Raw genomic sequence first — 8,694 nt, 5'->3', positions numbered from 1 at the left:
AAGGAAAATCCATGAAACGCATTGCTGCCCGCGTCCTGCTGCCGCTCGCCGCGGCGACGGCGTTCACCGGCCTGGCCGGCGGCGTCGCGAGCGCCGACCCGACGAACGGTCCCGTCTGGCTGGTGCCCGGCATCGACCTCGGCGGCGTCCTGGGGCCGCTCGGCCAGCCGGTCGGCCTGCTCGCCCCCGTGTTCGGCCTCATCACCGCGGTTTCCTGAGAAGAAAGGTGCACACCATGAAGAACAACCTCGCCCGCGCGGCCGGCGCGGCGGTCCTCGCCGGAGCGGCCCTGTTCACCGCGGCGGCCCCGGCACTGGCGGCCGACGCGCCCGGCGTCGTGGTGGTCGACGAGCCGGACACGAGCGGTCTGAACAACATCTGGACGTTCGCCCCGCTGGGGGTCCCGGTGCTCGGCCTGATCCAGTCGATCAACGGCGTGCCCGGGAAGCTCCTGCCCTCGTTCTGACCCGACGGCGGCCGGGGGCGGTGCTCCCGGCCGCCGTCCGGCGGATCCGGGCGGTCACGGGCACCATGAAGGGATGAAGCCCGTCACCAAAACCCTCACGGTGGTCGCCGTCCTGCTGATCACCGCGGGCGCGATCCTGCTCTCGCTGGGTGCGATCGGCTTCCGGGCGACGTCGGACCGGCCCGACGCCAACATCGGCGCCGGGATCGCCCTGCTGGCCGGGCCCTACGTCGTCGGCCTCGGCCTGGTCTTCGCGCTGTCGGCGGGGTTGACCCACCTCACGACGCGCCGCCGCTGAGGTTCCACAGCGCCGGCGGCAGGTGGTCGGCCAAGTCGGCGAGGTACTGGGCCTCCGTGGTGAGGTTCTGCCGGGTCGCGCAGCCCTGGCCCCAGGTCCGTGCGGCGCCGTTCTCGATCACGACCTCCCGCTGCCCGAACCGCGGGTTCGCCGCCAGCCACCGGGCCAGCTCGGCGTCGAGCGTGGAGTCCGGTGGCAGCGTCGGCATGGACAGCGGACGGCCCGGGACGATCCGCAGCTCCGGGCCCGGCGGCACGCGCACCTGGGTGACGTGGAGGTCGCGGAAGCGGATGTGGTCGTCGAAGTTCCGGTAGGACTCGTGCGTGTCGATCCCGAGCACCGGCCGGTCGCCGAGGCGGAACTCGACCCACGGCTCTTCCGGCGCGCCCGCCAGCGGCCGCCCGGTCGGGTGGAACACGCCGAAGGACGGGCCCGGGCCGCCGTCGCCGCTGCCGAACGTGCCTCCTCGTTCCGCCGCGAACGCCTTGAACCAGTGGCTCTCGCGGCTCGCGGCGGACTTCCGCTGCGACCGCCACCAGATCGCCGCGGCCACCGCGGCCACGACCACGAGGACGCCGATCGTGAAGAGCGTCTGCATCGTCAGAAGTCCAGGTCTTCGCGGGTTTCTTCGACGGACTGGTCCCGGCCCGTCCCGTCGTAGCCGCTCGTCTTCTTCGCGTTCTTGACGTGGCTGTTGAGCTTGCCGAGGTGGTCGTTCACCGTCTTGGCGGGGTTGTCGCCGGGGTTGGCCGGGTTGAAGCCGAGAACGCCCTTGATCGCCGCCTCGCCGCCCTTCTTCAGCGCTTCGGTGGCGCCGGCCTTGAGCATCGTCTTCTGGTAGTCGACCTTGCCGGCGGCGTCGAGCACCGGGTTCTCGAAGGCCTTCGCCCAGCGCTTGCCGATCATGCCCTTGTCGCCGGCGGCCTTCTGGAGGAGGTCCTTGCCCTCGTTCTCCTCCGCGATCTTCGTCAGCGACTTGCCCAGCGTCGTCGAGGCGAACTTCTGCTGCAGCTTCCGGAGCCAGTCGAGCACCTTCTGCAGGAGCTCGCGCAGCTTGTTCACCTTCTGGGTGGTCTTCGCGGTCGTCTGGGCCGCCTTGACCTCGGTCACCGGGGCGGCGGCGGACAGCGAAGCGCCGCAGGTCGGCACCGCGGCGGCCAGCGCCGGCACCCACAGCAGGATCAGCCAGGTGACGAACTCGGTGAGGATGGCCTTGACCAGGTCCTCGACGAAGCTCATGAGCATGCTGTTGAGCTGCAGCATCCGGGCCAGGTCACCGGACTTCCCGGCGACGCCCTCGATGCCGTGCGCGAACTCGCCCAGCGCCGTCTTCGCCGCGTTGCCCGCGTCGCCCTCCCAGTCCTTGAGGGACTCGTCGGCGACCTCGGCGAAGTTCTTGGCCAGCCGGTCCAGGCCGGTGGCGATCGCGCCGAAGTTCTCCGCCGCGACGCCGAGCGCCGGGCCGTCGCCGCTGACGAAGTGGATCGCGTCCTGGATCGGCTGAACGGCGTTGACCAGGAAGTTCAGCCCCTGCCCGACCAGCCAGCCGAGCGGGTCGGTGGCGATGTCGGTGATCGTGCTCGAGCTCGACTGGATGAAGCTCGCGGTGTCGGTCGCGATCGTGCCGAGCGCGAGGGTGATGTCCGCGCCGTCGGGCTGCGGCGCGAAGACGGCCTTCGTCACCGAGACCGCGTCCTTGCCGACGGTGACCGCGCTCCCGGCGAACGGCGTCGCCTTGACCGCGTTGCCGACGTTGACCCCGAGCACCGTCTTCGGGGCGTCGGGCTTGACGGTGATCCCGCTCGCGACGTCTTCGACCTCTGCCACGGCGTCCCCCTTCAGTGCTTCGGCTCGGGCGGGCCGTCGAGCAGGACCTCGACCTGGCCGAAGAAGGTCTTGTGGTCCTCCTCGACGCCTTGGTAGACGTTCGCCGCGTCGGTCAGCTTCGCCTGCGCCGAGGCCAGCCCGTCGGCGATGGACGTCAGCAGCGACTGCAGCTCGCGGAGGGTGTCGTCGTAGCCGCTCTTGGTGAAGAGGCCGACCACGCCCCACGACTTGTCGCCGACGTCGGCCTGGGCGGCCTTCTCGGTGATCTTCGTGCCCTGGTCGCGATATTTCTCCAGGTCACCGACGTACTTGTGCAGCGCGTCGACCCGAACCCGGTAACCGCCGGCTCCGTCGGGCATCAGTCCTCCTCGTCGAACAGGGTGCGCAGGAAGCGGTCGCCCGCCGAAGGGCCGCTCGCCGGTGGTGCGGGCGGCGGGTCGGCCGGGCGGAGCACCCGCTGCTCCGGGAAGTCCTCGGACGGCGGCTGTGCTGCTTCCGGGAGCTTCGACCGCAGTTCTTCGACGGTGGTTCCGAACGCCACGGCCTGGGTTTCCAGGACCTGGTCGACCAGGCCGAGGTCGTCGCCCATGTTCTCCTCGACGATCACGGCCTGCCGCCGCGCCGCCTCGCCGACGGCCTCCCGCAGCGTGGTGAGGAGCGTGGCCGACAGCGCCCGCGGGCCCTTGGCCAGCGCGGCCTCGGTGAACTCGACGTCCAGGACGGCCCCGCCGGGCCCGGTGACCACGGTGACGCCCCCGTCCGGCGACGCCGCGCTCGCCCGCAGCTCGGTCAGCTGCTGCTGCATGGCCCCCAGCCCGGCGAACCGGTCATCGGCGCTGCGGATGCCCGCCTGGAACCGCTCGAACTCGGCCACCAGGTGCTCGAACTCGCCCGACATGCCTTCGCTCCCGTTCGTTTCGTGGTGCACCCATCGTGACCCGCCGACCGCACTGTGACGCACGGAACGGCCGATCCGATCCCACTGCGTCACCCGACCGGGTAATGGGTAGGTTGCGGCCGAGAGGGAAGCAGGGGACGACGCGCGAGGAGTGTGTGATGACCAGCACCGAAGGGGCCCGGCGCCCGGACGAAGAACCCCGGCCGACGGGCAGCCACGCCGCCCCGGAGGGCGCCGGCGTGCACCCGCTGATCGACCTGTCCCGCGACCCGAACCCGGGCCGGCCGGACCACGCCAAGCCGGACGAGGACTGAGCCCGGCGCGTCCCGGACGGCCGGATCCCCGGCCGCGGAGCCGGGTGTCGCGGGTGAGTCACCCGGGCCTCCGGGCGTGCCGGATGGGTCATTCGCGACGACGAAGCCGCGCCACCGCCGGTCGCACCCGGCGCCGGGCGTCCGGCCCCGCGACCCGAGGTTTGGAATGTCCCGCAGGCCCGGGGCGTTGAGAGGTACGCTGGGGGTTCTCCGACCTTCGCACCCCCCGCCGCGTTCCTCCCGGACCCGGGCGGGTATCTTTGGAGACCGTGCCCGGCATGCGTCGGGCCGCTCCGCGTGCCGTGCGCATGGACGGGGTGCTCCGGCACCTGGTCACCGGCTTCGGCAGGTCGGGGTTCCGACGGAAATCCCTCCGGGAAGTTACCGGTCGCGAGACCGTGACGCGGGCCGACACGCCCGACCGCGGGGGCCGGTGAAGACACGAAGAAGCAGATCACGACAGGAAGCTGGTCCATTGCCCACGATCCAGCAGCTGGTCCGCAAGGGCCGCCAGGACAAGGCTGCCAAGCAGAAGACCGCGGCCCTCAAGGGGAGCCCGCAGCGGCGTGGCGTGTGCACTCGCGTGTACACCACGACCCCGAAGAAGCCGAACTCGGCGCTGCGCAAGGTCGCGCGTGTGAAGCTGACCAGCGGCATCGAGGTCACCGCCTACATCCCCGGTGAGGGCCACAACCTGCAGGAGCACTCGATGGTGCTCGTGCGTGGTGGTCGTGTGAAGGACCTTCCGGGTGTCCGTTACAAGATCATCCGCGGTTCGCTCGACACCCAGGGTGTCAAGAACCGCAAGCAGGCGCGCAGCCGGTACGGCGCGAAGAAGGAGAAGAGCTAATGCCCCGCAAGGGTCCGGCCCCCAAGCGGCCGCTGATCTCCGACCCCGTCTACGCCTCCCCGCTGGTCACCCAGCTGGTGAACAAGGTGCTGAAGGACGGGAAGCGGTCCCTGGCCGAGCGCATCGTGTACGGCGCGCTCGAAGGCGCTCGCGAGAAGACGGGCACCGACCCGGTCGTCACGCTGAAGCGCGCCCTCGACAACGTGAAGCCCACCATCGAGGTGAAGAGCCGCCGCGTCGGTGGTGCCACCTACCAGGTGCCGATCGAGGTCAAGCCGGGCCGCTCCACGACGCTGGCGCTGCGCTGGCTGGTCTCCTTCTCGCAGGCCCGCCGCGAGAAGACGATGATCGAGCGCCTGCAGAACGAGCTCCTGGACGCTTCCAACGGCCTCGGTGCCTCGGTGAAGCGTCGCGAGGACACGCACAAGATGGCCGAGTCCAACCGGGCCTTCGCGCACTACCGCTGGTGATTTCTGCCCGGCTGTCGACCAAGCCATGCCGGGCCCCAAGCTTGAGAACAGGGGAACACTCTCGTGGCACGTGAAGTGCTGACCGACCTGAACAAGGTCCGCAACATCGGCATCATGGCCCACATCGACGCCGGCAAGACGACCACCACCGAGCGGATCCTGTTCTACACCGGGGTCAACTACAAGATCGGTGAAGTCCACGACGGCGCCGCCACCATGGACTGGATGGAGGAGGAGCAGAAGCGGGGTATCACCATCACCTCGGCTGCCACCACCACCTTCTGGGACGACCACCAGATCAACATCATCGACACCCCCGGGCACGTCGACTTCACCGTCGAGGTGGAGCGCAACCTGCGGGTGCTCGACGGTGCGGTCGCCGTCTTCGACGGCAAGGAAGGCGTCGAGCCGCAGTCCGAGCAGGTCTGGCGGCAGGCGGACAAGTACGACGTCCCGCGCATCTGCTTCGTCAACAAGATGGACAAGCTGGGCGCGGACTTCTACTACACCGTGAAGACCATCGTGGACCGCCTCGGCGTCCGCCCGCTGGTCATCCAGCTGCCGATCGGCGCCGAGAACGACTTCGAAGGCGTCGTCGACCTGGTCCGCATGAAGGCGCTGACCTGGCGCGGCGAGGTCCAGAAGGGCGAGGACTACTCGGTCGAGGACATCCCGGCCGAGCTGGCCGAGAAGGCCGCGGAGTACCGCGAGAAGCTCGTCGAGACCGTCGCCGAGGCGGACGACGCGCTGATGGAGAAGTTCCTCGAGGGTGAGGAGCTGACGGAGGCCGAGATCAAGGCCGGCATCCGGAAGCTCACCATCACCAGCCAGGTCTTCCCGGTGCTGGCCGGTTCCGCGTTCAAGAACAAGGGCGTGCAGCCCATGCTCGACGCGGTCATCGACTACCTGCCGACTCCGCTGGACGTCCCGGCCGTCGAGGGCCTGCTGTCCGACGGCGAGACCGTGGCCTCCCGCAAGGCGTCCGTCGACGAGCCGTTCGCCGCGCTCGCGTTCAAGATCGCCGCGCACCCGTTCTTCGGCAAGCTGACCTACATCCGGGTGTACTCGGGCAAGGTCGCGGCCGGCGCGCAGGTCATCAACGCGACCAAGGAGCGCAAGGAGCGCATCGGGAAGATCTTCCAGATGCACTCCAACAAGGAGAACCCGGTCGACGACGCCCAGGTCGGCCACATCTACGCGGTCATCGGGCTGAAGGACACCACCACGGGTGACACCCTGGCGGACCCGCAGAACCCGATCGTGCTGGAGTCGATGACGTTCCCCGAGCCGGTCATCCGGGTCGCGATCGAGCCGAAGACGAAGGCCGACCAGGAGAAGCTGTCCCTGGCGATCCAGAAGCTGGCCGAAGAGGACCCGACGTTCCAGGTCAAGCTGGACGAGGACACCGGCCAGACGATCATCGCGGGCATGGGCGAGCTGCACCTCGAGGTGCTGGTGAACCGGATGAAGTCCGACTACAAGGTCGAGGCGAACATCGGCAAGCCGCAGGTCGCCTACCGTGAGACGATCAAGAAGACGGTCGAGAAGCTCGACTACGTCCACAAGAAGCAGACCGGTGGTTCCGGCCAGTTCGCGAAGGTCATCGTGAAGCTGGAGCCGCTCGAGCGCACCGACGGCGCGCTCTACGAGTTCGACAACAAGGTGACCGGTGGTCGCGTGCCGCGGGAGTACATCCCGTCGGTGGACGCGGGCGCGCAGGACGCGATGCAGTACGGCGTCCTGGCCGGCTACCCGCTCGTCGGGTTGAAGTTCACCCTGTTGGACGGTGCTTACCACGAGGTCGACTCTTCGGAGATGGCGTTCAAGATCGCCGGTTCCATGGCGATGAAGGAAGCCGCGAAGAAGGCCGGCCCGGTGATCCTGGAGCCGATGATGGCGGTCGAGGTGACCACGCCCGAGGACTACATGGGTGACGTCATCGGTGACCTCAACTCCCGTCGTGGTCAGATCCAGGCCATGGAGGAGCGGGCGGGCATCCGCGTCGTGAAGGCGCTGGTCCCGCTGTCGGAGATGTTTGGCTACGTCGGTGACCTCCGGTCCCGCACCCAGGGCCGGGCGAACTACTCCATGTTGTTCGACTCCTACGCCGAGGTTCCCGCGAACGTCGCGAAGGAAATCATCGCGAAGGCGACGGGGGAGTAACTCCTCCCCCCAGCGCTCGCGGGCATTAAGGGACTCTCCTGAACGTCCGCAGCACCGACGAAGGAACAATCGTGGGGCGGCAGCCACGCCGCCCCACGAGCACAAAGCGAAATCAGTCCAGGAGGACATTCCAGTGGCGAAGGCGAAATTCGAGCGGACCAAGCCGCACGTCAACATCGGCACCATCGGTCACGTTGACCACGGCAAGACGACTCTGACCGCGGCTATCACCAAGGTGCTGCACGACAAGTACCCGGAGCTGAACGAGTCGCGGGCGTTCGACCAGATCGACAACGCGCCGGAAGAGAAGCAGCGCGGCATCACGATCAACATCTCGCACGTCGAGTACCAGACCGAGAAGCGCCACTACGCGCACGTGGACGCCCCGGGTCACGCGGACTACATCAAGAACATGATCACCGGTGCCGCCCAGATGGACGGCGCGATCCTGGTCGTGGCCGCCACCGACGGCCCGATGCCGCAGACCCGTGAGCACGTGCTGCTCGCCCGCCAGGTCGGCGTGCCCTACATCGTGGTCGCGCTGAACAAGGCCGACATGGTCGACGACGAGGAGATCCTCGAGCTCGTCGAGCTGGAGGTCCGCGAGCTGCTGTCCTCGCAGGAGTTCCCCGGGGACGACGCGCCGGTCGTGCGCGTGTCCGGCCTCAAGGCCCTCGAGGGCGACGAGAAGTGGGCCGAGGCCGTTCTCGAGCTCATGGCGGCCGTCGACGACAGCGTGCCGGACCCGGTGCGCGAGCTCGACAAGCCGTTCCTGATGCCGATCGAAGACGTCTTCACCATCACCGGTCGTGGCACCGTGGTGACCGGTCGCGTCGAGCGCGGCCAGATCAACGTCAACGAAGAGGTCGAAATCGTCGGCATCAAGGAGAAGTCGACCAAGACGACTGTCACCGGTGTCGAGATGTTCCGCAAGCTGCTCGACTCGGGCCAGGCGGGCGACAACGTGGGCCTGCTGGTCCGCGGTATCAAGCGCGAGGACGTCGAGCGCGGCCAGGTCGTCGTGAAGCCGGGCACCACCACCCCGCACACCGACTTCGAGGGCCGGGTCTACATCCTGTCGAAGGACGAGGGTGGCCGTCACACCCCGTTCTTCAACAACTACCGCCCGCAGTTCTACTTCCGCACCACCGACGTGACCGGCGTCGTGACCCTCCCCGAGGGCACCGAGATGGTCATGCCGGGCGACAACACCGACATCACGGTCGCGCTGATCCAGCCGGTCGCGATGGACGAGGGTCTGCGCTTCGCCATCCGCGAGGGTGGCCGGACCGTCGGCGCGGGCCAGGTTACCAAGATCATCAAGTGATTTAGGCGCCCATCGGGGGCAATACACCCCCGGGTTCGGGGCGTCAAATCACGTGTGCGACACTATTCAGGTTGCTCGTCC

12 protein-coding genes are annotated in these 8,694 nt (G+C 68.6%); 8 read left to right on the top strand and 4 right to left on the bottom strand.

Going from position 1 to position 8,694, the window contains the following annotated elements:
• The first annotated feature begins 11 nt into the window (after positions 1–11).
• The 3 genes from ACLJQE_RS14135 (at position 12) to ACLJQE_RS14125 (ending at position 764) form a co-directional block, all read left to right on the top strand.
• Entirely contained in the window at positions 12–218 is a 207-nt protein-coding gene (locus tag ACLJQE_RS14135) for a hypothetical protein (RefSeq protein WP_410639624.1), read from the top strand.
• 17 nt (positions 219–235) lie between these two features.
• Complete coding sequence (locus ACLJQE_RS14130) at positions 236–466, top strand: hypothetical protein (RefSeq protein WP_410639623.1); 231 nt, start codon at positions 236–238, stop codon at positions 464–466.
• A 73-nt stretch (positions 467–539) separates the two neighbouring features.
• Complete coding sequence (locus ACLJQE_RS14125) at positions 540–764, top strand: hypothetical protein (RefSeq protein ID WP_410639622.1); 225 nt, start codon at positions 540–542, stop codon at positions 762–764.
• Here the strand turns inward: ACLJQE_RS14125 and ACLJQE_RS14120 are convergent.
• The 4 genes from ACLJQE_RS14120 to ACLJQE_RS14105 are packed head-to-tail and all read right to left on the bottom strand — an operon-like array spanning position 745 to position 3,489.
• The gene (locus ACLJQE_RS14120; RefSeq protein ID WP_410639621.1) at positions 745–1,362 is read right to left on the bottom strand and encodes a hypothetical protein; all 618 of its coding nucleotides are present in this window, start codon (positions 1,360–1,362) and stop codon (positions 745–747) included. The genes ACLJQE_RS14125 and ACLJQE_RS14120 overlap by 20 nt on opposite strands.
• 2 nt (positions 1,363–1,364) lie before the next feature.
• Positions 1,365–2,591 (bottom strand): hypothetical protein, encoded by a 1,227-nt coding sequence (locus ACLJQE_RS14115; RefSeq protein ID WP_410639620.1) that lies wholly within the window; start codon positions 2,589–2,591, stop codon positions 1,365–1,367.
• An 11-nt stretch (positions 2,592–2,602) separates the two neighbouring features.
• Positions 2,603–2,950: a hypothetical protein gene (locus tag ACLJQE_RS14110; RefSeq protein ID WP_410639619.1), complete on the bottom strand. Its 348-nt coding sequence runs from the start codon at positions 2,948–2,950 to the stop codon at positions 2,603–2,605.
• Positions 2,950–3,489, bottom strand: coding sequence for a YbaB/EbfC family nucleoid-associated protein (locus ACLJQE_RS14105; protein ID WP_410639618.1), 540 nt, complete (start codon positions 3,487–3,489; stop codon positions 2,950–2,952). Before ACLJQE_RS14105 ends, ACLJQE_RS14110 begins: the two co-directional genes overlap by 1 nt.
• Positions 3,490–3,647: 158 nt before the next feature.
• Between ACLJQE_RS14105 and ACLJQE_RS14100 the strand changes: the two genes are divergently transcribed.
• The 5 genes from ACLJQE_RS14100 to tuf all read left to right on the top strand — a co-directional run bounded on the left by ACLJQE_RS14100 (position 3,648) and on the right by tuf (position 8,613).
• A complete protein-coding gene (locus ACLJQE_RS14100; RefSeq protein WP_410639617.1) occupies positions 3,648–3,803 on the top strand; it encodes a hypothetical protein in 156 nt (51 codons plus the stop codon).
• Between the two features lie 475 nt (positions 3,804–4,278).
• Positions 4,279–4,653: a 30S ribosomal protein S12 gene (gene rpsL / locus ACLJQE_RS14095; protein WP_003102113.1), complete on the top strand. Its 375-nt coding sequence runs from the start codon at positions 4,279–4,281 to the stop codon at positions 4,651–4,653.
• Positions 4,653–5,123, top strand: coding sequence for a 30S ribosomal protein S7 (gene rpsG, locus ACLJQE_RS14090; RefSeq protein WP_003102106.1), 471 nt, complete (start codon positions 4,653–4,655; stop codon positions 5,121–5,123). The genes rpsL and rpsG overlap by 1 nt, the downstream gene beginning before the upstream one ends.
• A 63-nt stretch (positions 5,124–5,186) precedes the next feature.
• Positions 5,187–7,286 carry an elongation factor G gene (gene fusA / locus ACLJQE_RS14085; protein ID WP_410639616.1) on the top strand — a complete coding sequence of 700 codons (2,100 nt, stop codon included), beginning with the start codon at positions 5,187–5,189 and terminating at the stop codon, positions 7,284–7,286.
• A 133-nt stretch (positions 7,287–7,419) separates the two neighbouring features.
• A complete protein-coding gene (tuf, locus tag ACLJQE_RS14080; protein ID WP_360279848.1) occupies positions 7,420–8,613 on the top strand; it encodes an elongation factor Tu in 1,194 nt (397 codons plus the stop codon).
• Positions 8,614–8,694 lie beyond the last annotated feature (81 nt).

Source organism: Amycolatopsis sp. lyj-346, from assembly GCF_046548975.1.
Lineage (GTDB): Bacteria > Actinomycetota > Actinomycetes > Mycobacteriales > Pseudonocardiaceae > Amycolatopsis.
This window is presented reverse-complemented; position numbering and strand designations above follow the sequence as displayed.